The 24,034-nt window shown below is 73.0% G+C and carries 16 protein-coding genes and 1 riboswitch; of the genes, 10 read left to right on the top strand and 6 right to left on the bottom strand.

Annotated elements, in window-relative coordinates:
* The first annotated feature begins 197 nt into the window (after positions 1 to 197).
* The 4 genes from ACFW5B_RS20265 (at position 198) to ACFW5B_RS20250 (ending at position 5,617) form a co-directional block, all read left to right on the top strand.
* Positions 198 to 2,003: a serine/threonine-protein kinase gene (locus ACFW5B_RS20265; RefSeq protein ID WP_386441188.1), complete on the top strand. Its 1,806-nt coding sequence runs from the start codon at positions 198 to 200 to the stop codon at positions 2,001 to 2,003.
* A gap of 123 nt (positions 2,004 to 2,126) precedes the next feature.
* Positions 2,127 to 3,425: a PspC domain-containing protein gene (locus ACFW5B_RS20260; RefSeq protein WP_386441079.1), complete on the top strand. Its 1,299-nt coding sequence runs from the start codon at positions 2,127 to 2,129 to the stop codon at positions 3,423 to 3,425.
* Positions 3,426 to 3,586: 161 nt separating this feature from the next.
* The gene (locus ACFW5B_RS20255) at positions 3,587 to 4,300 is read left to right on the top strand and encodes a LuxR C-terminal-related transcriptional regulator (RefSeq protein WP_386441076.1); all 714 of its coding nucleotides are present in this window, start codon (positions 3,587 to 3,589) and stop codon (positions 4,298 to 4,300) included.
* 192 nt (positions 4,301 to 4,492) lie between these two features.
* Complete coding sequence (locus tag ACFW5B_RS20250) at positions 4,493 to 5,617, top strand: alpha/beta hydrolase (RefSeq protein ID WP_386441073.1); 1,125 nt, start codon at positions 4,493 to 4,495, stop codon at positions 5,615 to 5,617.
* Positions 5,618 to 5,641: 24 nt separating this feature from the next.
* Here the strand turns inward: ACFW5B_RS20250 and ACFW5B_RS20245 are convergent, their stop codons facing one another.
* Positions 5,642 to 6,781: an NlpC/P60 family protein gene (locus ACFW5B_RS20245; protein WP_386441070.1), complete on the bottom strand. Its 1,140-nt coding sequence runs from the start codon at positions 6,779 to 6,781 to the stop codon at positions 5,642 to 5,644.
* A 339-nt stretch (positions 6,782 to 7,120) separates the two neighbouring features.
* Here ACFW5B_RS20245 and ACFW5B_RS20240 point away from each other — a divergent pair, with 339 nt between their 5' ends.
* The gene (locus ACFW5B_RS20240; protein WP_386441067.1) at positions 7,121 to 7,474 is read left to right on the top strand and encodes a hypothetical protein; all 354 of its coding nucleotides are present in this window, start codon (positions 7,121 to 7,123) and stop codon (positions 7,472 to 7,474) included.
* 118 nt (positions 7,475 to 7,592) lie between these two features.
* Here ACFW5B_RS20240 and ACFW5B_RS20235 read toward each other — a convergent pair whose 3' ends face one another.
* Entirely contained in the window at positions 7,593 to 8,738 is a 1,146-nt protein-coding gene (locus tag ACFW5B_RS20235; RefSeq protein ID WP_386441063.1) for an NlpC/P60 family protein, read from the bottom strand.
* Positions 8,739 to 8,745: 7 nt separating this feature from the next.
* A riboswitch (cyclic di-AMP (ydaO/yuaA leader) is annotated at positions 8,746 to 8,929 on the bottom strand.
* Between the two features lie 289 nt (positions 8,930 to 9,218).
* On the opposite strand from ACFW5B_RS20235, the gene pcrA reads away from it, so the two are divergent.
* A complete protein-coding gene (pcrA, locus tag ACFW5B_RS20230; protein ID WP_386441060.1) occupies positions 9,219 to 11,672 on the top strand; it encodes a DNA helicase PcrA in 2,454 nt (817 codons plus the stop codon).
* Positions 11,673 to 11,731: 59 nt separating this feature from the next.
* Here the strand turns inward: pcrA and ACFW5B_RS20225 are convergent, their stop codons facing one another.
* Both ACFW5B_RS20225 and ACFW5B_RS20220 read right to left on the bottom strand, forming a co-directional pair.
* Complete coding sequence (locus ACFW5B_RS20225) at positions 11,732 to 13,456, bottom strand: peptidoglycan DD-metalloendopeptidase family protein (RefSeq protein WP_386441057.1); 1,725 nt, start codon at positions 13,454 to 13,456, stop codon at positions 11,732 to 11,734.
* Positions 13,457 to 13,700: 244 nt separating this feature from the next.
* Positions 13,701 to 14,642 (bottom strand): alpha/beta fold hydrolase, encoded by a 942-nt coding sequence (locus ACFW5B_RS20220; protein ID WP_386441054.1) that lies wholly within the window; start codon positions 14,640 to 14,642, stop codon positions 13,701 to 13,703.
* A gap of 378 nt (positions 14,643 to 15,020) precedes the next feature.
* Between ACFW5B_RS20220 and ACFW5B_RS20215 the strand changes: the two genes are divergently transcribed.
* The gene (locus ACFW5B_RS20215) at positions 15,021 to 15,479 is read left to right on the top strand and encodes a cobalamin B12-binding domain-containing protein (RefSeq protein ID WP_208681384.1); all 459 of its coding nucleotides are present in this window, start codon (positions 15,021 to 15,023) and stop codon (positions 15,477 to 15,479) included.
* A 149-nt stretch (positions 15,480 to 15,628) separates the two neighbouring features.
* Here ACFW5B_RS20215 and ACFW5B_RS20210 read toward each other — a convergent pair whose 3' ends face one another.
* Together ACFW5B_RS20210 and ACFW5B_RS20205 are read right to left on the bottom strand one after the other, a co-directional pair.
* Positions 15,629 to 17,419 carry a DUF5691 domain-containing protein gene (locus ACFW5B_RS20210; RefSeq protein WP_386441050.1) on the bottom strand — a complete coding sequence of 597 codons (1,791 nt, stop codon included), beginning with the start codon at positions 17,417 to 17,419 and terminating at the stop codon, positions 15,629 to 15,631.
* 67 nt (positions 17,420 to 17,486) lie between these two features.
* Entirely contained in the window at positions 17,487 to 18,851 is a 1,365-nt protein-coding gene (locus ACFW5B_RS20205; RefSeq protein WP_386441047.1) for an SWIM zinc finger family protein, read from the bottom strand.
* A gap of 167 nt (positions 18,852 to 19,018) precedes the next feature.
* Here ACFW5B_RS20205 and ACFW5B_RS20200 point away from each other — a divergent pair, with 167 nt between their 5' ends.
* Genes ACFW5B_RS20200 through ACFW5B_RS20190 form a run of 3 tightly spaced genes read left to right on the top strand, consistent with a single transcriptional unit; the run spans position 19,019 to position 24,020 of the window.
* Positions 19,019 to 20,173, top strand: a complete 1,155-nt coding sequence (locus ACFW5B_RS20200; RefSeq protein ID WP_386441044.1) for an AAA family ATPase — start codon at positions 19,019 to 19,021, stop codon at positions 20,171 to 20,173.
* Positions 20,170 to 22,671 carry a DUF5682 family protein gene (locus tag ACFW5B_RS20195; protein ID WP_386441040.1) on the top strand — a complete coding sequence of 834 codons (2,502 nt, stop codon included), beginning with the start codon at positions 20,170 to 20,172 and terminating at the stop codon, positions 22,669 to 22,671. The genes ACFW5B_RS20200 and ACFW5B_RS20195 overlap by 4 nt, the downstream gene beginning before the upstream one ends.
* Positions 22,668 to 24,020 carry a VWA domain-containing protein gene (locus ACFW5B_RS20190; RefSeq protein WP_386441037.1) on the top strand — a complete coding sequence of 451 codons (1,353 nt, stop codon included), beginning with the start codon at positions 22,668 to 22,670 and terminating at the stop codon, positions 24,018 to 24,020. The genes ACFW5B_RS20195 and ACFW5B_RS20190 overlap by 4 nt, the downstream gene beginning before the upstream one ends.
* Positions 24,021 to 24,034 lie beyond the last annotated feature (14 nt).

Genomic DNA, 24,034 nt, shown 5'->3' with positions numbered 1-24,034 from the left:
CAGATCCCTGAGATCCCCTGATGGCGGCCCCGAGATGCCCCAGGGGGCCTGAAATCCCTCGCGCGTTCGCATATGCCCCGGTGGTGGTGTCCGGCCGGAAGGGGAGATGTGGAAGGGCGGTGGCCGACGGGCTGTACGGCGGCATCGGCGACTATCGTTGCGCCTTGGATACGTACGGGTTTCCGGAGGGGCGTGCGGTGACGGAGGCGGCGTCGGTGGACGAGGGGCGACTGGTCGCCAGGCGATATCGCCTGGTTGAGCGGATAGGCCAGGGCGGTATGGGCACCGTCTGGCGTGCCCGGGACGAACTCCTCGGCCGTCAGGTCGCGGTGAAGCGTCTGCATGTCTCGCCGCAGCTCGACGAGGACGAACTGGCAACGCGCTATGAGCGCACCACTCGTGAGGCTCAGGCAGCTGCCCGTATCAATCACCCCAATGTGGTGAGCGTCCACGACGTCGTCGACGACGCCGGGATGCCGTGCATCGTCATGGAGTACGTCCCCTCCACGACGCTCGGCGACGCCATCAAGCACGCCGCGCGGACCGACAGTTCGGTCGAGCCGCGCGAGGCCGCCCGGATCGGCCGCGGCATGGTGGCGGCGCTGCGTGCCGCGCACTCCGCCGGTGTGCTGCACCGTGACGTCAAGCCGGGCAACGTGCTCCTCGGCGAGGACGGCCGGGTCGTGCTCACCGACTTCGGCATCGCGGTCGCCAGCGGCACCTCCACGCTCACCAAGACGGGCGAGCTGGTGGGCTCCATCGACTACTTGGCGCCCGAGCGGGTCCGCAGTGGCACCCCGGGGCCCGCCTCCGACCTGTGGGCGCTGGGCGCGACGCTCTATCAAGCGGTCGAGGGACGCCCCCCGTTCCGGAAGGCCACCGCGGTCGAGACCGCGTATGCGATCGCCATGGACCCGCTCGAGGCACCGCGCAACGCCGGGTCGCTGGGCCCGCTGATCGAGGCGCTGCTCGCCAAGGAGCCGGCCGACCGCCCGACGGCCGAGGTCGTCGAACAGGCGCTGCGGGCCGTAGAAGCCGAGGCGGACACGGCGCTGATGGGCTGGTCCACGATGGCTCTGGGGACGGTCGGACGCGGCCGCCCCGAGGCGGCCGACCCGAGCGGGGAGACCGAGTCGCCCACCCGTCCGGTGCACCATACGGGCGAGGTGGCGGCCACTTCGGTCCGCGGCACCGGCACCGGCACCGGTACCGGGGCGCGTACGGGCGCGGTAACGGGTGCGGGGACCGGCGCCGTTCCGGGCGCCGGCGGCGAGGACGTGACCGGACCGGTCGCCCTTCCGGACGGGACGGGCGCCGGACGGTCCGCCGACGGTGCCGACGTGCTGCCCGGCGGCACGGCGCCCCCTAAGAAGCGCGCCCGGATCGTGGTCTGGAGTGTCGTCGGGGTGCTGCTCGCCGGCGGCGGCGTGGGCACGGCCTGGTACCTGATGCACCCCACCGAATCCGGTGGCTCCAGCCAGGCGTCGGCGAACAAGAGCACCAACCCCAAGCTCCCCAAGGCCCCTGACCACAGCATGGGACCGCCGCCGCCCGTTCCCGACGGCTATCACAGCGTCAAGGAGGCCGAACTCGGCGTCAGCTTCCCGGTCCCCGACGGCTGGACGCGCCAGTCCGACGACGTCGGCCGGCAGATCATCTACAGGACGCAGTTGGCGCAGATCACCGTCAGCGTCCTGGACTTCTCCTCGGGGGACCAGGTGCAGCACTTCAAAGACGTGGAGAAGGCCGTCAAGGCGAAGTACCCCGTCTACTCGAACCTGCGCTTGCAGCCCACGGTCTTCCAGGGCGATCCGGCCGCGATCTGGGAGTTCACCTTCGGGGGCCGGGCCCGTCTCTTCCGGGGGGTCGACCTGGGCTTCGGCCGCGAGGGCGGTAAGGAGTACGCGATCTACGTGTCCGCACCGAACGCCGACTGGGCGAAGTACGAGAAGGTCTTCTCGACGGTGAAGGACGGCTTCCGCCGGACCGACCCGCAGAGCTGAGGGACCCCGGGCCGCCGGGCCGTCGCCGGCGCCCGGTCCCTGACCACACCCCGGAAACGTCAGGGACAGGCTCAGGGACGACCCTGATGCCCCGGGCACGGGTGTCGTGTGACGATCGGGGACATGACCACCGCCCCGCCCCGCGCCGAGACGAGCTACGCCCCGGCGCCGGACCCCGACGATCCGCCCGTGCGCAAGCTCTACCGCAGCGCCGACGGGCGGCTGCTCGGTGGCGTCGCGCGGGGGCTCGCGGGCCATCTCGGGCTGCCGGTCTCCTGGGTGCGGGTCGTGTTCGTGGCGCTGTTCATGGCCGACGGGATGGGCGCCCTGCTGTATGCCGCGTTCTGGTTCTTCGTCCCGCTGGGCGTCGGCGGTGTGGATCACCGGCAGCCCGCCCCGGCGGACGGCAAGCGCCTTCGGCTGCGGCACCGTCCCGACAAGGGCCAGGTCTTCGCGCTGATCGCGCTGCTCATCGGATCCTCGATCGTCGCCTCCCGTTTCCAGCTGGGCCAGGCCAACGGCTATCTCTGGCCGGTGCTGCTGATCGGCGCCGGTGTCGCCCTGGTGTGGCGGCAGGCGGACAACTCCCGCCGCGCCCAGTGGCTGGAGCTCGGCCGACGCAAGGGCGTGCTGCCGATGGTGCGCGGCGCGGCCGGTGTGCTGCTGGTCGGTGTCGGCGTGACCGGCATCGTCGTTCTCCAGGGTTCGGTGCGGCATCTCGGTTCGGTGCTCCAGGCCTCGCTCGCCGTCGTCGTCGGTATAGCGCTGCTGGCGGGCCCCTATCTGGTCCGGATGGCGCAGGACCTCTCCGAGGAGCGGCTGATGCGCATCCGCGCCCAGGAGCGTGCCGAAGTGGCCGCCCATGTCCATGACTCGGTGCTGCACACCCTCACGTTGATCCAGCGCAACGCCGACGACCCCCGGGAGGTGGCGCGGCTGGCCCGCGCCCAGGAGCGTGAGCTGCGTGCCTGGCTCTACAAGCCCGAGGGGCGCGGCAAGGAGGAGGACGAGGAGCCGGCCACCCTCGCGGAGGCGGTCCGCAAGTCCGCCGCCGAGGTGGAGGACCACCACGGCGTCCCCCTTGAGGTCGTGGTCGTCGGCGACTGCCCGCTGGACGAGCCGCTGGGCGCCCAGATGCAGGCCGCGCGCGAGGCGATGGTCAACGCCGCCAAATATGGCGGCGAGGGCGGCGCGGTGCAGGTGTTCGCCGAGGTGGAGGGACGCACGGTCTTCGTCTCGGTGCGCGACCGCGGCCCCGGTTTCGACCTGGACGCGGTCCCCGAGGACCGGATGGGCGTACGGGAGTCCATCATCGGCCGTATGGAGCGCCACGGCGGCACGGCCCGGCTGCGTACCGCCCCCGAGGGCGGCACGGTCGTCGAGCTGGAGATGGAGCGCGCGGCGGAGGAGAGCGAGATATGAGTGCGCCCGAGCCCGAGCCCGAGCCGGGGCAGAGGCAGGGTCCCGAGCCGGAGCCGAGGCAGGGACCCGGGCCGGACCCGGACGCGAGGCGGCCGGAGGCGGCAGCGCGCGCCGGGGCGGGGGATGATGACGGGGCAGACACCGAGGGACGGGCGGAAGAGATGAGCAGCGACGGCGCACAGCAGGGCGGGACCGACGGCGGGACGGCCGGGGGCCGCACCGCACGGGTCGTGCTGGTCGACGATCACCGGATGTTCCGTACGGGCGTCCAGGCCGAGATCGGCGAGACCGCGCGCACCGGCGTCGAGGTGGTCGGCGAGGCCGCCGACGTCGACCAGGCGGTCACGGTCATCACGGCCACCCGCCCCGAGGTCGTCCTCCTGGACGTCCACCTCCCCGGGGGCGGCGGCGTCGAGGTGCTGCGCCGCTGCGCGGCGATGGCGGCCGACACCGAGCGCCCCGTCCGCTTCCTGGCGCTTTCGGTCTCCGACGCGGCCGAGGATGTCATCGGCGTCATCCGGGGCGGCGCCCGCGGCTACGTCACCAAGACGATCACGGGTACGGACCTGGTCAACGCGATCTTCCGGGTCGCCGACGGCGACGCGGTGTTCTCCCCGCGGCTGGCGGGCTTCGTCCTGGACGCCTTCGCCTCGACGGACGCCCCGCCGGTCGACGAGGACCTCGACCGCCTCACCCAGCGTGAGCGGGAGGTGCTCCGTCTGATCGCCCGCGGCTATGCCTACAAGGAGGTCGCCAAGCAGCTGTTCATCTCCGTGAAGACCGTCGAATCCCATGTCTCCGCGGTGCTGCGCAAGCTCCAGCTCTCCAACCGCCATGAGCTGACCCGCTGGGCCGCGGCCCGGCGGCTGGTCTGACCTGCGGGGCCGCGATCCGGGCCGGGTGACGCACCACCGGCGGACGAGGGCGTAAACAAGCACCAAAGAGGGGCAACCAGGACCCCGCGGATCACCATCTAAGGGCGCGGAGAGGCTCACTGCCGAAGGCGGGGGCGGAACCACCAACCACCCCACGTCCTTCGCTCAGTTTGTCCTGGAAACGAGATCCCGATGAGCCTGACGGGCACGCCCTTCTTCCTCACCTCGATCGCGCTGCTGGTCGTCGCCCTGGTGCTGCCGTTCGCCCTCTGGGGCCGAATAGCCGGGCCGGCCCCGGTGCGCGGCCTCGCCCGGTTGCTGATGCTGCTGTTCGCGCAGGTCACGGCCATCACCGTGGTCTTCGTCCTGGTCAACAACGCCAACAGCCTCTACGACAACTGGGACGACCTGCTCGGCACCGGCAGCCACGTCGAGGCGGCCCGTGACCTCGGCCCCGACGGCATGGGCGGCCGGCAGATCAGGCACGAGCCCAAGCAGCTCCAGCAGTTCCGTCCGGCCGACGACCCCAAGGTCGGCGCCGGCGTCCGGATGACCGACCTCCAGGGCCGGATCTCGGGTGTGCGGGGCGAGGTGTACGTCTGGCTCCCGCCGCAGTACGACGACCCCGCCTACCGCGACCGGAAGTTCCCGGTGGTCGAGCTGCTGCCCGGCTACCCCGGCTCGGCGAAGTCCTGGCTGGGCTCACTGAACGCGGCCCGGCAGCTCATGCCGCTGATGCGGAGCGGTGCGGTCAAGCCGGCCATCCTGGTGGCGCCCCGGACCAACCTCCTCCCCGGTGTGGACACCGGCTGTGTCAACCTCCCCGGGAAGGTCAACGCCGACAGCTGGCTGACCGTCGACGTCCGCAAGATGGTCCTCGACAACTTCCGGGCCGGCGACAAGCCGGACTCCTGGGCCCTGGCCGGGTATTCGGCCGGCGCGCACTGCGCCGCCAAGCTGGCGCTGGCCCACCCCGACCGCTACCGCGCCGCGGTCGCCATGTCCGGCTACAACGACCCGGCGCTCGAACGCGACTCGCTGGCCGGCAAGGACCCCAAGCTGCGCACCGAGACCAACCCGCTGCACATCCTGAAGTCGGCCAACGCGGCCGGCAAGCCGCCGCGCACCGCGCTGTATGTGTCGGGCGCATCGGGCGACGGCTACCAAGCCGGCCTCGCCCTGCGGCAGTTCGCGCTGCCTCCCACGACGGTGACCGTACGGCAGATCCCGTCGAACGCGGGCGGCCACACCACGGCGGTCTGGGCGCAGCAGGTCCCGGAGGTCTTCCGCTGGCTGGGGACCCAGCTCAGGGCCTGAGCGCACGGCAGCAGCCGCGGCCCCCTACACCGGCCGGGTCGCCGCCGCGAACGGCATCTGGTCGACCGGCGCGATCCGTACCGGCGCCCCCGGATGCGGTGCGTGGATCATCTGGCCGTCCCCGACGTAGAGCCCCACATGGCTGATGCCGGAGTAGAAGAACACCAGGTCACCGGGGGCTAGTTGGGCCCTGCTGATCCGTGGGCCGGAGCTGATCTGGGTGTACGTCGTACGGGGCAGCGCGACCCCGGCGGCCTTCCAGGCGGCCTGGGTCAGCCCCGAGCAGTCGTAGGCGGAGGGGCCCGTCGCGCCCCAGACATACGGCTTGCCGAGGGCGCTGTAGGCGAAGGAGACGGCGCGGGCGGCACGGGGGCTGGGGGCCTGCGCCGCAGCCTGCGCCGCGGCCCGCGCGGCGCCGGGAAGGCCGGCCGGCGGGGCGCCCGCGCGGTCCGGCCCGCGATCCGTACGGCCCCGCTCCGCCGCGCTCCGTGCGCCGTCCCGGGACGCCATCCGCTGCCGCTGCTCCGCGGTCAGCCGGGACAGCAACTGCTCGGCGGCGTCCAGCTTGTGCACGACGGTGACCCGGTGCTTCTTCAGCCGGGCCTCGGTCTTCGCCAGCCGCTCCACGGTCTCCTCGGCCCGCTCCCGGATCTGCCGGACGCTGCCGAGCCGGCGGGCGTACCCGGCCACCGCGGTCGCCTGATGGCTGCCCGCGCGCTCCAGCACCGTGGCGCCGTCCAGATAGCGCTGCGGGTCCGCGGACAGCAGCAGCCGTACGGTCGGGTCGATACCGCCGGAGCGGTACTGGCTGCCGGCCAGGGTGCCCAGTTCGCCGCGGGAGGCGTTCAGTTCGCGGGTCCTGCGGGCGGCCTCGTCCTGCAGCCTGCTCAGCTCCTGTCGTGCGGTGTCGGCGGATTCCTTCGCGCCGTTGTAGCTCTGCGTGGCCACCTCTGCCTCCTGGTACAGCGCGTCGACCCGGTCCTTGACCTGGGCGGGGGTGGGCCGGGGTGCGGCCTGGGCGGTGCCGTCGAGACCGGCGGCGGTGGCGGTGGCGGCACCGGCCAGGGCCAGGGTGGCGGCCGTACGGGCGGTGCGCGCGCGGCGCGAGCCACCGCCGGTGAGCGAGGCGAGCGGATGCTGCCGGGGCTTGCGGTGCGAGGCCACGGTGGCCGTTCCTTTCCTTCCTTGCACGCCGTTCGGGCCCGGCGGCGGTCCGTCACGGGGGCAACGGACCGCCGCCGTACCTCTCGGCGGGACGGCCGACGGAACGCCGGTGGGAGACCGGCGAGGCGGGGAGTCGGCCGCCTGGAGGAGGACGCTAAGCCCGGGTGTCTCGGTAATGGGTCGGCTTGCCCGGCATTGTTCGCTTTCGACCGCGACAGGTGCGCGGGTGACCGCGGCATCGTGACCGTACGGCCCGGGAGTGGTCTGGCCTGACCGAAGCGGCGATAGTGGGCGCCCTGCCCGAAGCGTCGTGCTATACGGGGACTACGATCCAGCACTATGGACGTAGTAACCAATATCTTCGTCGGCCTGCACATCATCGGCATCGCCTCCCTGCTGGGCGGCTTTCTGACCCAGATGAAGGCGATGAGCGCGGGCACCGCCCGCTTCGTGCCGGCCATGCTGCACGGCGCGCTGACGATGCTGGTCACCGGCATCGTGCTGGTCGGCCTCAACCAGGCCCAGGACCACCCGCTCAACAACATCAAGCTCGGCATCAAGATGGCCGTACTGGTGGTGATCCTGGCGCTGGTCTACGTCAAGCGGGACGAGGAGACCGTCGACAAGGCGGTCTTCGGCGCGGTCGGCGGTCTGACCGTCGCCAACATCTTCATCGCGGTGCTCTGGACCTGACGAGCGCCTCCATACAGCACACCGCGCGGTCCACCCCTCCGGATTCGGAGGCGGCGGCCGCGCGGTGGCGTGTGGGGGGTGACCGTGGGGGGTGGTCTGGTGGGGGAGCGGGTGGGCGTCAGCCCGGACGGACGCTCCCGTAGATCGGCATGTAGTAGATCGACTCCTCCCGGACGTTGGCGCCCGGCTTCGGAGCGTGCACCATCTTCCCGTCGCCTATGTACATGCCGACGTGGCTGATGTCGTCATAGAAGAACACCAGGTCGCCGGGCTGCAGATCCTTGGTGGCCACCCGCTGGCCGACCTTGATCTGGTCCCAGGTCGTACGCGGCAGATCGACGCCCGCCGCCTTCCACGCGGCCTGGGTCAGCCCCGAGCAGTCGTAGGAGGCGGGCCCGGTCGCGCCCCAGACGTACGGCTTGCCGATCTGGGCGCGGGCGAAGGCGAGCGCCTTCTCGCCCTTGGTGGAGGCCGAATCGCCGGTCGAGCCGCCGGTGGACCCGCCCGTGGACCCGCCGGTCGAGCCGCTGCCGTCCTGCTGCCGCTGGCGCTCCCGCTCCTGCTGCTTGCGCGCCTCCTCGGCGGCCCGGCGCTTGGCCGCCGCCTCCTTCTGGCGCTCCAGCTCCGCCAGCCGCGCCTTCTCCTGGGCGGTCAGCCGGGACAGCAGCTGCCGGGCCTCGGCCAGCTTGCCCTGGACGGAGGCCTTGGACTCCTTGAGGGAGGCCTGCGACTGCTGCAGCTTCTCCAGGCTGCGGGTCGCCTCGGCACGCTGCCGGGTGGCCGCCGCCTGCTGCTCCTGGTAGTCCGTGACGGCCTGCTTCTGCCGCCCGGTCAGCCGCTCCATGAGGTTGTTGCGGTCGACGAACTGCTGCGGGTCCTTGGCGAGCATCAGCTGTGCCGTCGGGTTGACGCCGCCGGTGCGGTACTGCGCCGAGGCGAAGGTGCCCAGCCGGCGCCGGGACTCGTTCATCTTCTCGGCGCGCTCGGCGGAGGCGTTCAGCAGGTCGTCCACGGTGCCGCGCTGTTCGGCGGCGCGCTCCTTGGCGGCGTTGTACTTCTGGGTGGCCACCTCGGCCTGGTGGTAGAGGTTGTCGACCTTCTCCTTGACCTCTTCGATGGTCGGCTTGGGTGCCCTGGGGGCCGCGTCGGCCGACTGCGAGAGCAGGGTGACCGAAGCGAGAGCGGCGCTGGTGAGCCCGGCCGCGGTACGACGGCCTGTCGGCGAGGCGAGAACGCTGGTGCGCGGCTTGCGATGCGACGCCAAGACCGGCAACTCCTTCCGTGGACCGCCTACCGGGTTAGCTGTCGGGTTCGGGCGGTGTCACTGACGGAAGGCTTGCCCTACGGTCCGGACGTCCACTGGCGACGGCCGTACGGATCGATTCACCCCGGTGGTGCTGATGGGTCCCCGGCTCCGGGTGCCTGGGGCAGGGCCGGACTCGGCGTCGGCGGCCCGTGCGAACCTGTCGTCCGCGGGGAGGCGGGCTGCCTGAGCGAGGACGTTAGCCAACTCGTGTGGCTTCTGTGAAGGCTGATGTTCGATATGCCCGAAACCTTTTCGTGACCTGAACGCGATGCGGGGCTGGTTGTGGCAGATGTCGGATTCGGGTAGACGAGGCGCCGCCCTTTCGGGCTGTGGTTGCGGCCGTCCCGCCCCTGCCGCTCCGGTGCCCGCCCCACAGGCGGCCCGCATTCGGCGACTCCGCGGCGGACTGTCAGTGCGGCGGCCTAGACTCGGTGGGCGATGAGCAGCCTCTTTGACGACAGCTTCCTGGCGGACCTCGGCCACAAGGGCGAGGAGGAACACCCCCCGCCTCCCGAGGACGAACACGGCCCGGCCCCGGAGGAGATCCCCGCCGACCTCTTCGGCGGGCGTTTCGACGCGCCCGCGCCCAGGGAGCCGTACTACCGCGATGGCGCCGCCCGCCCGGCCGTCGACGCCGCGGCGCTGCTGGAGGGGCTCAACGACCAGCAGAAAGCCGCCGTGGTGCACACCGGCGGCCCGCTGCTGATCGTCGCCGGCGCCGGCTCCGGCAAGACCCGGGTGCTCACCCACCGCATCGCGCATCTGCTCGCCGAGCGCCATGTCCACCCCGGCCAGATCCTCGCGATCACGTTCACCAACAAGGCCGCCGGTGAGATGAAGGAGCGCGTGGAGGACCTGGTCGGCCCGCGGGCCAACGCCATGTGGGTCTCCACCTTCCACAGCGCCTGCGTCCGCATCCTGCGCCGCGAGTCCAAGAAGCTGGGCTTCACGTCCTCGTTCTCGATCTACGACGCCGCCGACTCCAAGCGCCTGATGGCCCTGGTCTGCCGCGACCTCGACCTGGACCCCAAGCGCTACCCGCCCAAGTCCTTCAGCGCGAAGATCTCCAACCTCAAGAACGAGCTCATCGACGAGGAGACCTTCGCGGGCACGGCGGCCGATGGCTTTGAGAAGACGCTGGCCGAGGCGTACGCGATGTACCAGGCGCGGCTGCGCGAGGCCAACGCGCTGGACTTCGACGACATCATCATGACGACGGTCAATCTGCTCCAGGCCTTCCCGGACGTCGCCGAGCACTACCGCCGCCGCTTCCGCCATGTCCTCGTCGACGAGTACCAGGACACCAACCACGCCCAGTACACCCTCGTACGCGAACTGGTGGGCCCCGCCGAGACCGCCGCCGAGCTCTGCGTCGTCGGTGACGCCGACCAGTCGATCTACGCCTTCCGCGGCGCCACGATCCGTAACATCCTCCAGTTCGAGGAGGACTACCCGGACGCGACCACGATCCTGCTGGAGCAGAACTACCGCTCGTCGCAGACGATCCTGTCCGCCGCCAACGCCGTCATCGAGCGCAACGAGAACCGCCGCCCCAAGAACCTCTGGACGGACGCCGGCGCCGGCCCCAAGATCACCGGCTATGTCGCCGACACCGAGCACGACGAGGCCCAGTTCGTCGCCGACGAGATCGACCGGCTGACCGACACCGGCGACGCCAAGGCCGGCGATGTCGCGGTCTTCTACCGCACCAACGCCCAGTCCCGGGTCTTCGAAGAGATCTTCATCCGGGTCGGGCTGCCCTACAAGGTCGTCGGTGGTGTGCGCTTCTACGAGCGCAAGGAGGTCCGCGACGTCCTCGCCTATCTGCGGGTGCTCGCCAACCCCGAGGACACCGTCCCGCTCCGCCGCATCCTGAACGTGCCCAAGCGCGGTATCGGCGACCGCGCCGAGGCGATGATCGAAGCCCTGTCGGCGCGCGAGAAGATCACCTTCCCGCAGGCGCTGCGCCGGGTCGACGAGGCCTACGGCATGGCGGCCCGCTCCACGAACGCCGTCAAGCGCTTCAACGTCCTCATGGAGGAGCTGCGGACCATCGTCGAGTCCGGCGCCGGCCCCGCCACCGTCCTGGAAGCCGTCCTGGAGCGCACGGGCTACCTCGCCGAACTCCAGGCCTCCACCGACCCCCAGGACGAGACCCGGATCGAGAACCTCCAGGAACTTGCCGCCGTCGCCCTGGAATTCGAGCAGGACCGCGGGGAAGAGAATCCCGGCACCCTCCCCGAATTCCTGGAGCAGGTCGCGCTGGTCGCCGACTCCGACCAGATCCCGGACGAGGACGAGGAGGGCAGCGGCGTGATCACCCTCATGACGCTGCACACCGCCAAGGGCCTGGAGTTCCCCACCGTCTTCCTGACCGGCATGGAGGACGGCGTCTTCCCGCACATGCGCTCGCTGGGCCAGACCAAGGAGCTGGAGGAGGAGCGCCGGCTGGCCTATGTCGGCATCACCCGCGCCCGCGAGCGGCTCTATGTCACCCGCTCGACGATGCGCAGCGCCTGGGGCCAGCCCTCGTACAACCCGCCCTCCCGGTTCCTGGAGGAGATCCCGGACGACTTCGTGGAGTGGAAGCGGACCGGCCCGGCGACGCCGTCCGCGTCCATGGGCGGGCTCTCGGCGGGCGGCGGAGGCGGCTTCGGGTCCTCGCTGTCGTCGTCCCGTGCCAAGGGCCCCAGCGGTTTCGCGACCCGCCGCGGCACGGACCGCCCGGTGGTCCCGCTGGCCGTCGGCGACCGCGTCACGCACGACAGCTTCGGCCTCGGCACGGTCGTCGGCGTCAAGGGCAGCGGTGACAACGCCGAGGCGACGATCGACTTCGGCGGCGAGAAGCCCAAGCGGCTGCTGCTGCGGTACGCACCGGTGGAGAAGCTGTAACGGGAGCCGGAAGCCCCCGGGGACACACCCTGGGGGCCGCGCCGCGGGGGCGGCCGGGCTCAGTTCGGGTCGAGGCCGTGGTCGCGCAGCCAGGGCAGCGGGTCGACCGCCGCGCCGCCGCCGGGACGCACCTCGAAGTGCAGATGCGGACCGGTGGAATTGCCGGAGTTGCCCGAATAGGCAATCTGGTCACCGGCCTTGACCGACCCGGAGCGGATCTTGGTGCTGCTGAGGTGGCAGTACCAGGTCTCGGTGCCGTCGGGCGCGGTCACGATCGCCATGTTGCCGTAGGCGGAGTTCCACTGGGTGCGTACGGTGCCGTCGGTGGCGGACATGACCGGGGTGCCGTAGCTGACCGGGAAGTCGATACCGGTGTGCAGCGACATCCAGTTCACCCCGGCCTGGCCGAACTGGGCACTCAGCCCGTGCTGCTTGACCGGCAGCAGGAACTTGGGCCGCATCGCCTCCTTGCGGGCGGCCTCCTCCGCCTTGCGCTTGCGCTCCTGCGCCTGGCGCTCCTTGAGGTCGATCCGCTCCTGGGTGCGGCTGGCCCGGTCGCGGAAGTCGTCGGCGCTGGCGCTGAGTCCGGCGAGCTGGGTGTCGAGCTTGTTGTTGGCCGCGGACGGTTTGACCGGCGCAGCGTCGGGCGCGGCCTGGGCGGTCGCTTCGTCCTTGTCGTCCCCGCCGAAGTTGGCGACGGACGCGGCGGCCACGGCGCACACGCCCATGGCGGCGACCGAGGGCACCGCGACGGTCAGCAGCGCCGACCGCTTCGCCGTACGCTTCCGGCCCCGGCCGCGGACGGCCTTCCCGGCGTCCGGCCCGGCGACCCGGCGGCCGGTGGTGGAGGCGGGTGCCGCGGGGGTGACCGGCATGGCCTGCGTCATGGCGTCCGCCACGGCCGCGGCCTCGCGGTAGGCGTCGCCGGGAGTGCCGTCGTCGCCCTCGGTCCGGCCGGTGTCGTACGGCTCGCCCGCGGGCCGGTCGCTGTCGGGGGCGCCCTGGGCGAGATGCCCGGCCTCGTCCCAACTGGCGCTGTCCCACTGGAGGGTGTCGGCCGGCGGCGGACCGGCCTGCGCCGGGATGCTGCTGATCAGGTCCTGGTCCGTGGTCGACCAGATCGCGGTGGCCTCGTAACTCGCGGTCTCCTGGACCGTGGTGGCCTGCCGTCCGAACGCGTCGAAGGCGTCGGAGGTGTCGGTGGCGTCGTACCCGCCGGCGGTGTAACCGTCGGTGTCGTAGGCGCCGGTGGGATGGCTCCCGGTGCCGAAGCCGCCGTGACCGTACGCGGTGGCCTCGTAGCCGGCCGTCTCGTATCCGGTCGAGGGGTACGCGGTCGCGTCGTGCGCCGCGGTGTCGTAGGCGGTGTGCGCATACGGGTCGTAGCCCGCGCCGGCCGCGTGCGGGTCGGCGACCGCGTAGGCGCCGGTGTCCCAGCCGCCGGTGTCCCACTGGGCCGTGCCGTAGTTGCCGGTGTCGTACGCGCCGGTGGCATAGCCGTCGCCCGCCGGGTACGTCCCGGTGTCATAGGTGCCGGTGCCGTAGGAACTCATGCCGTAGGCGCCCGCCGTGGCGTGGGTGCCGGTGTCGTACAGCCCGGTGTCATAGGCGCCGGTCTCGTACATGCCGGTTTCGTACGAGCCGGGGAGCGAGCCGAAGAGCGGGTCGCCGTCGCCGTATCCGGGGCCGTCGGCGTAGGAATCGTAGGCGGGATAGTGCGCATACGAGGCGTCGGAAGCAGAGCCGGTCGGAGGGTGGGCCCCCGAGGGGTGACGGTCGTTCACCAACTTCTCTTTCGCCTCGGCAGCAGGAGAATTAGCGGCGACTGTACCCGGCGGTCCGCGACGGCGACAATCTTCAACTGGTTTTGCGCTAGGCCAGATCGGGCATTTGGCCGCCTTTCGGGAGTCCCCATGCGAGCTCTTGGCGCCCCGTTCGAAGTTTGTTCGACTTCTCGTCGAGATCAGGTCGCCGTTGCAGCGTCGTGACGGCGTCCCGCGCGCCCGCAGGGCCGGCGCGGCGGGCCGGTCAGGCGACCGAAATGGCGCCCGCCGTCCCTTCCGTGGCTTCCGCCGAGGTCAGTGCTTCCCGTATTCCGGCGGCGACGGTGCCATTGACCGGCAGGGCGAGATGTCCGACACCGGCGACATGCACGCTGTACGCGATCAAATCCGGGTGACTGATTTTCGCTGTTGTGGCCGGAACCATCACCTGGTCGTCCTCGCTCCAGAAAGCCACGAATTGCGTGCGGCAATTCGGCGCCGGCAGCGACAACTCCGCTATCACCTCGGAATCGGGGCGCATCTGGCGGACGAGGGGGTGTGCCGACATCAGCGGCGCGATGCGGGTGCCGGAGTGCGGGGTACCGAGCGTGACGACCGTACGGACGCGGGTGTCGCCGCCGAGGCGCTGTACGTAATAGCGGGCGATGAGGCCGCCGAGGCTGTGGCCCACGAGGTCCACCCGGCGGTGGCCGGTCCGGGCGCAGATCTCCTCCACATGGCGGCTGAGCAGTTCGGCGGCCTTACGGAGATCACAGGTCAGCGGGGAGTAGTTGAGCGCTTCCACATGGCGCCAGCCGTGCCGGTGCAGGGAGCGGCGCAGCAGCAGGAAGACGGAGCGGTTGTCGATGAAGCCGTGGAGCAGGAGCACCGGCGGATGGGAGCGGCCCTCGGTCGGCAGCAGTGTGGGCGGACCGGCGGAAGGCTGTGGTGACTCCGCTGTCATGGGCGCCGGGACGCTTTCCGGAGGCTCGGTAGCCGGGTGGGGTGCGGGGCGTGGCACGGGGCGTTCCTGGGAGATGCCGGTCGGATAGAGGAGGAGATGGCCGGCGAGGATCGCCAGGTCCACGACCGTGCTGCGAAGGGGCAGCGCAGCGGCGCGCACGGGCAGCAGGCGCGCGCACCGGACCGGTGTGGCGGCCAGGCGCGCGAGGAGAAGGGGTGCGGAGAGAAAGGGCAGGGCCTGCATGGCCGACCTCCCGGATGGCACGCGGAAGGCGTCTTCGTCCCCCGTTTGCCCTCGTGGGAAGCCAGCGGTGGCGTCGGCGGGCAGGCGGCGTGTGTGCGGCTCGCTGCTGCGTGCCCGGCGGCGCGGTGGCCCGGCTGCGGCTCCCCTTGCGCCCGGCCCGCGTCCGGTGCCGCCCGGCTCCGGCGGCACGACACGCGGGACGCGGCGCGTAGCGAACGTGTCCCATGTGTGATTTCCCCCTCCCCGGATGTCACGAAACGGCTGGGTACGGGATGCTGGCGATAACGTTCGTTCACGCTCGTGGCCGCCGGATCGCGGTCGCGCGATCGATTGTCGGCTCGGCGGCACCACAGTGCCGTGCATGGCTTGGAGGCAGTGATGAGTGTGGCTCGGCATGACGGAGCGCAAGCGGGGAGCCAGGGCGCGGCGGGCCGGTCGGGGCCGATCCGTGTGGTGGTGGCCAAGCCGGGTCTGGACGGGCACGACCGGGGCGCCAAGGTCATCGCGCGGGCGCTGCGCGACGCCGGTATGGAGGTGATCTACACCGGGCTGCACCAGACCCCGGAGCAGATCGTCGACACCGCGATCCAGGAGGACGCCGACGCGATCGGGCTGTCCATCCTCTCCGGCGCGCACAACACCCTCTTCGCGAAGGTCATCGCCCTGCTGGAGGAGCGGGACGCGGCGGACATCAAGGTCTTCGGCGGCGGGATCATCCCCGAGGCGGACATCGCCCCGCTCAAGGCACAGGGCGTCGCGGAGATCTTCACTCCGGGCGCCACGACCGCTTCGATCGTGGAGTGGGTCAACGAGAACGTCCGCTCGCTGGCGGTCTGAGGCGCCTGAGGCACCCGAGGCATCACGGGGGTGATGGCCCGGTCCGGCCCGGTGGCGGCCGGGCCGTGGCGGGGCCCCGGAGCGGACGGTCCGCGAGGAGCCGGCCCTGTAGGTGTGGGCCCCGGTGCGTGCGGATTCGGTGTGGTGGTTCATGGCACGCGGGGCCCGGACGGGGCTGCTTCGAGGGCGGTGTCCGAGCCTGGACCGGGCTCGGGGCCGGTGGTGTCGCCGGCCGGTGGCGGGGTGAGTTCGGCGTGCATCGTGGCGCGCAGGCGCAGGGTGCCGACCAGGCGCTGGAAGGCCTCGGACCAGTAGCCGCCGGAGCCCGGGGAGGCTCCCTCCGGCTCGTCCGTGACGGCCGTGAGCATGTCGAGCCGGTCCGCCGCGGCGGGGTCCAGACAGCGTTCGGCCAGGCCCATCACGCCGCTGAAGCTCCAGGGATAGCTGCCCGCGTCCCGGGCGATGTCCAGGGCGTCGACCACCGCGCCGCCGAGCGGCTCGGCCCACGGGACGGCACACACGCCGAGCATCCGGAAGGCCTCCGACAGGCCGTGCGCCGCGATGAACTCCGCGACCCACCGGGCCCGTTCGCCCCCGGGAAGCACGGTCAGCAGCTTCGTGAGATCCCGTGACGAGCCGGCCGGCGCGACCTCGGCGGCCTGGGACGGGGCGGCCGGCGCGCCCAGCAGCGCCCGCGCCCAGCCGGCGTTCCGCTGGCGCACGGCGGCGCGGCACCAGGCGTCGTGCAGCTCCGTCCGCCAGTCGTCGCCCACCGGCAGCGCGATGATCGCCGCCGCGTCCCGGCCGCCGAAGCGCGCGGGCCAGCCGTCCAGGGGGGTCGCCTCCACCAACTGGCTCAGCCACCAGGACCGTTCGCCCCGTCCGGAGGGCGGTGCGGGCGTCACGCCGTCCCGCTGCATCGCCTGGTCGCACTCATGGGGTGCCTCCACGGCGATCACCGGTGCGCCGGCCGTGCGGTCCAGTCCGATGCAGCTGTGGGCCCGCTGTGCCATACGGGCCGCGAGCGCGGAGCCGGGAAGCGTGGAGAGCAGCTCGGCGGCCGTGGCGCGGACATTGCGGCTGCGGTCGGACAGGGCCTGTTCGAGGAAGGGTTCATCGGCCGCCGAGAGTTCCTCGCGCAGCGAGTCGAGGAACATCAGGCGGTCCTCGGCCCGCTCCGTGGACCAGGTGGTCCGCAGCAGCGCCAGGCCCGCCGGCGGGTCCTGGCGACGCAGGGCGGTCAGCAGGGCGACCCGCTCCGCGAACAGGCCCTCCTCCCACTGTTGTTGCACGGCCCCGGGGTCGCCGTCACCGGGGAGTGCGGACGGTCCGCCGATGCCACGGAGCGCGAACTTCCACTCGTCGTTGAGCCGGGCCAGCCACAGGGCGCGCGGCCCCGCCAGGGCGAGCGCGGCGGGCCGCAGGTCCGTACGGGCGCGGGCGGTGTCGAGCAGCGCGGGCAGCAGCGCCTCCGGGGCGCGGTAGCCGTACTCGCCCGCGGCGGCGAGCCATTGGGGCAGCAGCTCGGTGAGGTCAGGGGCCGTGCCCCGGCGGCTGCCGCCTCCGCTGCCGCCGCGGTCGGCGAGCAGCAGGGACAGCCGGCGGCGGGCCGCCGGAGGCAGCAGGGGCCGTGGGTCGGCCGGGGCCGGGGCGGGCCGCTCACCGGCCGGTGCGGGGCGCAGTGCGGCGCGCCGGCGCACCGTGCTCACCGCCGCCGCGTCCAGCAGCGCGGCCGCCGCGCCCTGCCCCGGCCGGGCCGCCACCGGCGGGGTCCGCCGCCCGGTGCCGAGCAGCGCGGCGCTCACAAGGGCGGACCAGGGGGCGGGGGCGGTCGGCGTCGGTGCGACGGCTGCGGTGGATGACGCGGACGGGGTGGGTGAAGTGGCTGCGACGGGTGAAGCGGCTGCGGTGGGTGAAGTGGGTGTGGTGGTGCGGGTCATGCCTTCCTCCAGGCATCGGTGGTGGACGGCGTCCCAGGGGGCCGGGGCGTCGTGGCCGGGGCGCGGGTCACAGGGACACCGGGGTGCCGGTGGGGTCCCAGGCGGTCAGCGGCAGAAAGCCGCGATGGCCGCATTCGCCGAAGACCGTGACCGGCGCCCCGCCCGACAGGGCGGCCAGCTGCCACAGGCTCGTACGGCCCAGGCTGCGCGGGTCCAGCGGGAGCGCCGACTCCCCGTCCGCGTCGGCCAGCTGCCAGCCCTGCCCGTCGCGGCCCGGTATCGGTGTGACGTCGCTGAGCACCACCGGCCAGGAATCCAGCCACGGGTCGTCGCGCAGCGCGTCGCCGTACGCGGCCAGGGCGGCATCGATGCCACCGCCCGGGGGGACCGGCCCGGGGGCCGTCGGGGCGTGCCGCTCGCCGAGGGTGGCGCGCAGCGGACGGGCGCCCGGGTAGTAGGCGAGGTCCGCGTCGAGCACCAGACCGGGCGGCAGGGCCAGGTCCAGGGGGCGGGCGGGGGAGCCGCCGAAGGAGAGGTGCAGCGCCATCCGGCCGGTCCGCTCGCCCCGGAGATGGATCCGGCGGGTGAGCAACTTTCCGTCGTCACTGTCCTGTTGGGCGAGCACCAGCCAGCGGTCCCGGACCGTCGCCGCATCGGCGCCGGTCAGCACCTCCGCCGCGTCCGTGGTCAGCCCGACGCGCGAGCGGACCGTCGCCGCGAGCGGGCCCGGAAGCCGCTCGATACCGAGGAACGCCTGGTCGAGGAGGTGCAGCAGCGCGCACTCCGCCAGCAGCCGGGACGGCCAGTCCGGCCCGGACGCCACCACCGACGACAACTCCCGTACCCGCGCGGCGAGCCCGGGGGCCTGCGCGTCCACCATGCGGGCCGCGGTCTCGTCCCAGGAGCCCGCCCCGCTCTCCGCCGAGGCCAGCCCGGACTGCAGCAGATCCGTCAGCCGCGCTTCCAGCTCCGTGGCGCCGGCGGCGATCCGCTGCATCCGGCGCTCCGCCCGCCGCCTGGCGGCCTCCGGGTCGGCGGGCGCACGCGACGGGGCGCCCGCACCGGCGGCGCCGCCCGAATCCCGCCCGTCCCGCTTGCGGCGGCCTTCCAGCCACTCGGCCGCCCAGGCCGACGGCTCCCCGGCCGTGACCTCCCCGCCGCCCGCCCAGAGCAGCAGCAGCCCCAGGGCGTGCTTGCACGGAAACTTCCGGCTCGGGCAACTGCACTTGAAGCCGGGGCCCTTGATGTCCACGACCGTCTGATACGGCTTCTTTCCGCTGCCCGTGCACTGCCCCCACACCGCGCCCTCGTCCGCGCCCGTCTCCGACCACGGACCGGGCGCCGCGAGCTTGCCGCCCGCCCGGCGTGATGCCTCGTCAGGTGCCAGTGCGAGCACCTGATCCGTCGTCCAGCGTTCCCCCTGCGGATTCATGTCTCCGACGCTACGGCGCACCACTGACAATCGCCGTGCGTCGTGATGAACGCGCAGGCCGGAGAGGGTTTTCGGGGCATTGTCAGTGGCGTGGTGCAGGGTGGAATCCGCAAGCGGCCGCAGCGGTTTCCGGGTGCCGGCCGCACACCGCGCGACGAGGGGGAAGCATGTCCGGGAAGAGCATCACGACGGCGGATGCCGAGGGCCGGCCGGCGGCCGGGACGGCGCCGGCGGCCGCGGGCGGCGAGGTCCTGCGGCCGCACGCGGAGGACAGTTTCGCGGCGGAGCTGGCGGCCCTCGCGGCGGCCGATGACCGGCCGCGGCCGGAGCGCTGGCGGCTCTCGCCCTGGGCGGTCGCGACGTACCTCCTCGGCGGCACCCTCGCGGACGGCACGGTCATCACCCCCAAATACGTCGGTCCGCGACGGATCGTCGAGGTCGCCGTGACGACCCTCGCGACGGACCGCGCGCTGCTCCTGCTGGGCGTGCCCGGCACCGCCAAGACCTGGGTGTCCGAGCATCTGGCGGCGGCGGTCAGCGGAGATTCCACCCTCCTGGTGCAGGGCACCGCCGGCACCCCGGAAGAGGCGATCCGCTACGGCTGGAACTACGCCCAGCTGCTCGCCCACGGCCCCAGCCGTGACGCGCTGGTGCCCAGCCCGGTGATGCGCGCGATGGCGCAGGGCATGACCGCCCGGGTCGAGGAGCTGACCCGTATCCCCGCCGACGTGCAGGACACGCTCATCACCGTCCTGTCGGAAAAGACCCTGCCGATCCCGGAGTTGGGGCAGGAGGTGCAGGCGGTCCGCGGCTTCAACCTGATCGCCACCGCCAACGACCGCGACCGCGGGGTCAACGAACTCTCCAGCGCGCTCCGCCGCCGCTTCAACACCGTCGTGCTGCCGCTGCCCGCGACCCCGGACGAGGAGGTCGACATCGTCTCGCGCCGGGTCGGGCAGCTCGGCCGCTCGCTCGACCTCCCCGCCGGGCCCGAGGGCCTGGACGAGATCCGCCGGGTCGTCACGGTCTTCCGGGAGCTGCGGACCGGCCTCACCACCGACGGCCGGACCAAGCTCAAGTCGCCGTCCGGCACCCTCTCCACGGCCGAGGCCATCTCGGTGGTGACCAACGGCCTGGCACTGGCCACCCACTTCGGGGACGGCATACTGCGGGCCGGCGATGTCGCCGCGGGCATCCTGGGCGCCGTGGTCCGCGACCCCGCGGCCGACCGGGTCGTCTGGCAGGAGTATCTGGAGACCGTGGTGCGCGAGCGCGACGGCTGGAAGGACTTCTACCGCGCCTGCCGTGAGGTGAGCGCATGAGCGGGCGAACGACCGGCAGGGGCGGGCCGGTGCTGCTCGGGGTGCGCCATCACGGTCCCGGGTCGGCGCGCGCGGTGCGGGCCGCCCTGGAGCAGTGCACCCCGGCTGCGGTCCTGATCGAAGGGCCGCCGGAGGCGGACGAGCTGGTGCCGCTGGCCGCCCAGGAGGGCATGCGGCCGCCCGTCGCGCTGCTCGCCCATGCCCAGGACGACCCCGGCCGCGCCGCGTTCTGGCCGCTGGCCGAGTTCTCCCCGGAGTGGGTGGCGATGCGCTGGGCACTGGCTCACGACGTCCCCGTCCGCTTCATCGATCTGCCCGCGGCGCACTCCCTGGCGGGCGGGGACGACGGCGGACCGTCGGGCGAGGGCAGCGGACCGTCGGAGGACGACGGTGGACCGTCGGGCGAGGGCAGCGCTCCGGCGGACGAGGACAGCGGACCGGCCACCGAGGACAGCGGGCCGATCGCCGAAGAGGCCGGCGCGCGGGAGGCCGGGCCCGGCGCCGAGGTGCGGATCGATCCGATCGGGGTGCTTGCCGAAGCGGCCGGCTACGACGACCCCGAGCGCTGGTGGGAGGACGTGGTCGAGCACCGCGGGGGCGCGGGAGCCGGGGCGGACGCGCTGGCGCCGTTCGCGGCGCTGGCCGAGGCGATGGGCACCCTGCGCGACACCTACGGCGACGGGGGCCACGAACGCGACCTGGTGCGCGAGGCCCATATGCGGCTCCGGCTGCGGGCCGCGCGACGGGAGTTCGGCGACGACCTCGCCGTGGTGTGCGGGGCCTGGCACGTCCCCGCCCTGGCGCAGCGCACCACCATGACCGCCGACCGGCAACTGCTCAAGGGCCTGCCCAAGGTGAAGACCGCGGTGACCTGGGTCCCCTGGACGCACCGGCGGCTCTCCCGCCGCAGCGGCTACGGCGCGGGTGTCGCCTCCCCCGGCTGGTACGGCCATCTCTTCAGCGCCCCCGACCGCCCCGTCGAACGCTGGCTGACCAAGGTCGCCGGGCTGCTCCGCGAGGAGGACTACGCCGTCTCGTCGGCGCATGTCATCGAGGCCGTACGGCTCGCCGAGGGGCTGGCCACGGTACGCGGCCGCCCGCTGGCCGGCCTGACCGAGCTGGACGACGCGGTGCGCGCCGTCATGGGGGACGGCACCGACGCCCCGTCCTCGCTGATCCACGACCGGCTGGTGGTCGGGGAGGTGCTGGGTGAGGTCCCGGAGGGCGCCCCCGCGGTGCCGCTCGAACGTGACATCGCCCGCAGTCGGCGCACGCTGCGGCTCAAACCGGAAGCGCTGGAACGGGAGCTGGAGCTGGACCTGCGCAAGGAGACCGACGCCGGACGCAGCCGGCTGCTGCACCGGCTGCAGCTGCTCGGCATCCCCTGGGGCGAGCCCACCCGCTCCCGCGGCAGCACGGGTACCTTCCGGGAGACCTGGCTGCTGCGCTGGGAGCCGGAGCTCTCCGTACGGGTCGCCGAGGCCGGCATCTGGGGCACGACCGTGCTCTCGGCCGCCACCGCCAAGGCGGCGTCCGAGGCGGCCGGGGCGGCCGGCCTCCCCGAGGTCACCGCGCTCGCGGAGCGCTGTCTGCTCGCCGGACTCCCCGACGCCCTCCCGCTGGTGATGCAGGCGCTGTCCGACCGCGCGGCGCTGGACACGGATGTGGGCCGGCTCGCCCAGGCGCTGCCCGCCCTCGTCCGGTCCGTCCGCTACGGCGATGTGCGCGGCACGGACGCCGCGACGCTCCGTGAGGTGGCCACCGGCCTGGCCGAGCGGGTCTTCGTCGGACTGCCCCCGGCCTGCCCGGGGCTGGACGCCGACGGCGCCGCCGAGATGCGCGGTCATCTCGACGCCACCCACCAGGCCGTCGGCCTGCTCGGCCGGCCGGAGACCGGGCGGCGGCCCGGAGGGGACGGACTGCGGGCCCGCTGGACCGGAGTGCTGCGGGCGGTCAGCGAACGGGACACCGTGCCCGGCCTGATCCGTGGCCGCGCGACCCGGCTCCTGCTGGACGACGGCGAGTTGGGCGACGGGGGAGCGGAGCGGCTGATGGGCCTCGCCCTGTCGCCGGGCACACCGCCCACCGATGCCGCCGGATGGATCGAGGGCTTCGTCGGCGGCGGGGACGGCGGCATGCTGCTGGTCCATGACGAACGGCTGCTGGCGCTGGTCGACGGCTGGCTGACCGGGGTGCCGGACGCCGCGTTCACCGACGTACTCCCGCTGCTGCGCCGTACGTTCGCGGTATACGAGTCCGGCGTACGGCGCACCCTCGGCGAACTGATCCGCCGCGGCCCCGCGACGGCCTCCCGCGGCCCGGCCGGTGACGCCCCGGACGCCGTCGTACCCGGCTTCGGCCCCGGCCTGGACCGCGACCGCGCCGCCGCCGTCCTCCCCACCCTCCGCCTGCTGCTGGGCATCGGACAGCACGGCTTCGACGACGAGCACCCGGACCCCACCCGACCCGCCGACGACCTCACGGGGGCACGGACATGACCAGCACGACTCCGGACCGGACGACCCCGGCGCCGGCCCCGGCCGCGGCCGCGGCCCCGACCACGACCCCGGTCCCGACGACGGCCACCACCGCGGGAACGGCCGGGGACGACCCGGCCAACGCTTCGGCGACGGCGCCCGCCCCGGCAACGGCCCTGGCCCCGGTCACCACCCCCACCCCGGCCCCCGTCTCCGAGGACGAACGCCTGCGCCGCTGGCGGCTGGTGCTCGGGGGCGGTGGCGCGGACGGGACGGGGCGTGCGCTCAGTGGCCGGGACGCCGCGATGGACGGGGCGCTCGCCTCGCTCTACGGCCGGGACGGCCGCGGCAAGGGGGCCGACGGCGGCCGGCGTTCGGCGGGGCTCGGCGCCTCGGCGCCCGGGGTGGCGCGCTGGCTCGGCGACATCCGTACGTACTTCCCGTCGTCCGTGGTGCAGGTGATGCAGCGGGACGCCATCGACCGGCTGGGGCTGTCCGCGCTGCTGCTGGAGCCGGAGATGCTGGCGGCCGTCGAGGCGGACGTGCACCTCGTGGGCACCCTGCTCTCGCTCAACAAGGTCATGCCGGAGACCACCAAGGAGACCGCCCGTGCCGTCGTCCGCAAGGTCGTCGAGCAGCTGGAGAAGAAGCTGGCGCAGCGCACCCGCGCCACCCTCACCGGCGCGCTGGACCGCTCCGCACGGGTCAGCCGCCCGCGCCACCGCGACATCGACTGGGACCGCACGATCCGGGCGAACCTCAAGAACTACCTTCCCGAGTACCGCACCGTCGTGCCCGAGCGGCTGGTCGGCTACGGCCGCGCCGCGCAGTCGGTGAAGAAGGACGTGGTGCTCTGTATCGACCAGTCCGGTTCGATGGCCGCCTCGGTCGTCTACGCCTCGGTGTTCGGCGCGGTGCTGGCCTCCATGCGGACCCTCGACACCCGGCTGGTCGTCTTCGACACCTCGGTGATCGACCTGACGGACCAACTGGACGACCCGGTGGACGTCCTCTTCGGCACCCAGCTCGGCGGCGGCACGGACATCAACCGCGCGCTCGCCTACTGCCAGTCCCGCATCACCCGCCCCGCCGACACCGTCGTCGTCCTCATCAGCGACCTCTACGAGGGCGGCATCCGGGACGAGATGCTCAAGCGGGTCGCCGCGATGAAGGCGTCCGGGGTGCAGTTCGTGCCGCTGCTGGCCCTGTCCGACGAGGGCGCGCCCGCCTACGACCGGGAGCACGCCGCGGCCCTCGCGGCCCTGGGCGCACCGGCGTTCGCCTGCACTCCGGACCTGTTCCCGGACGTGATGGCGGCCGCGATCGAGAAACGCCCGCTGCCCATACCGGACATGGCGGAGCAACGGTGACAGGTAGCCCGGGG

The sequence above is a fragment of the Streptomyces sp. NPDC058773 genome (assembly GCF_042746015.1).
Taxonomy (GTDB): Bacteria; Actinomycetota; Actinomycetes; order Streptomycetales; family Streptomycetaceae; genus Streptomyces.
This window is presented reverse-complemented; position numbering and strand designations above follow the sequence as displayed.

Excerpts from the sequence above, each read along its gene's own strand:
- ACFW5B_RS20260 (WP_386441079.1), top strand. The coding sequence starts at position 2,127 with ATGACCACCGCCCCGCCCCGCGCCGAGACGAGCTACGCCCCGGCGCCG.
- ACFW5B_RS20255 (WP_386441076.1), top strand. The coding sequence starts at position 3,587 with ATGAGCAGCGACGGCGCACAGCAGGGCGGGACCGACGGCGGGACGGCC.
- ACFW5B_RS20250 (WP_386441073.1), top strand. The coding sequence starts at position 4,493 with ATGAGCCTGACGGGCACGCCCTTCTTCCTCACCTCGATCGCGCTGCTG.
- ACFW5B_RS20240 (WP_386441067.1), top strand. The coding sequence starts at position 7,121 with ATGGACGTAGTAACCAATATCTTCGTCGGCCTGCACATCATCGGCATC.
- pcrA (WP_386441060.1), top strand. The coding sequence starts at position 9,219 with ATGAGCAGCCTCTTTGACGACAGCTTCCTGGCGGACCTCGGCCACAAG.
- ACFW5B_RS20220 (WP_386441054.1), bottom strand. The coding sequence starts at position 14,642 with ATGCAGGCCCTGCCCTTTCTCTCCGCACCCCTTCTCCTCGCGCGCCTG.
- ACFW5B_RS20215 (WP_208681384.1), top strand. The coding sequence starts at position 15,021 with ATGAGTGTGGCTCGGCATGACGGAGCGCAAGCGGGGAGCCAGGGCGCG.
- ACFW5B_RS20210 (WP_386441050.1), bottom strand. The coding sequence starts at position 17,419 with ATGACCCGCACCACCACACCCACTTCACCCACCGCAGCCGCTTCACCC.
- ACFW5B_RS20205 (WP_386441047.1), bottom strand. The coding sequence starts at position 18,851 with ATGAATCCGCAGGGGGAACGCTGGACGACGGATCAGGTGCTCGCACTG.
- ACFW5B_RS20200 (WP_386441044.1), top strand. The coding sequence starts at position 19,019 with ATGTCCGGGAAGAGCATCACGACGGCGGATGCCGAGGGCCGGCCGGCG.
- ACFW5B_RS20195 (WP_386441040.1), top strand. The coding sequence starts at position 20,170 with ATGAGCGGGCGAACGACCGGCAGGGGCGGGCCGGTGCTGCTCGGGGTG.
- ACFW5B_RS20190 (WP_386441037.1), top strand. The coding sequence starts at position 22,668 with ATGACCAGCACGACTCCGGACCGGACGACCCCGGCGCCGGCCCCGGCC.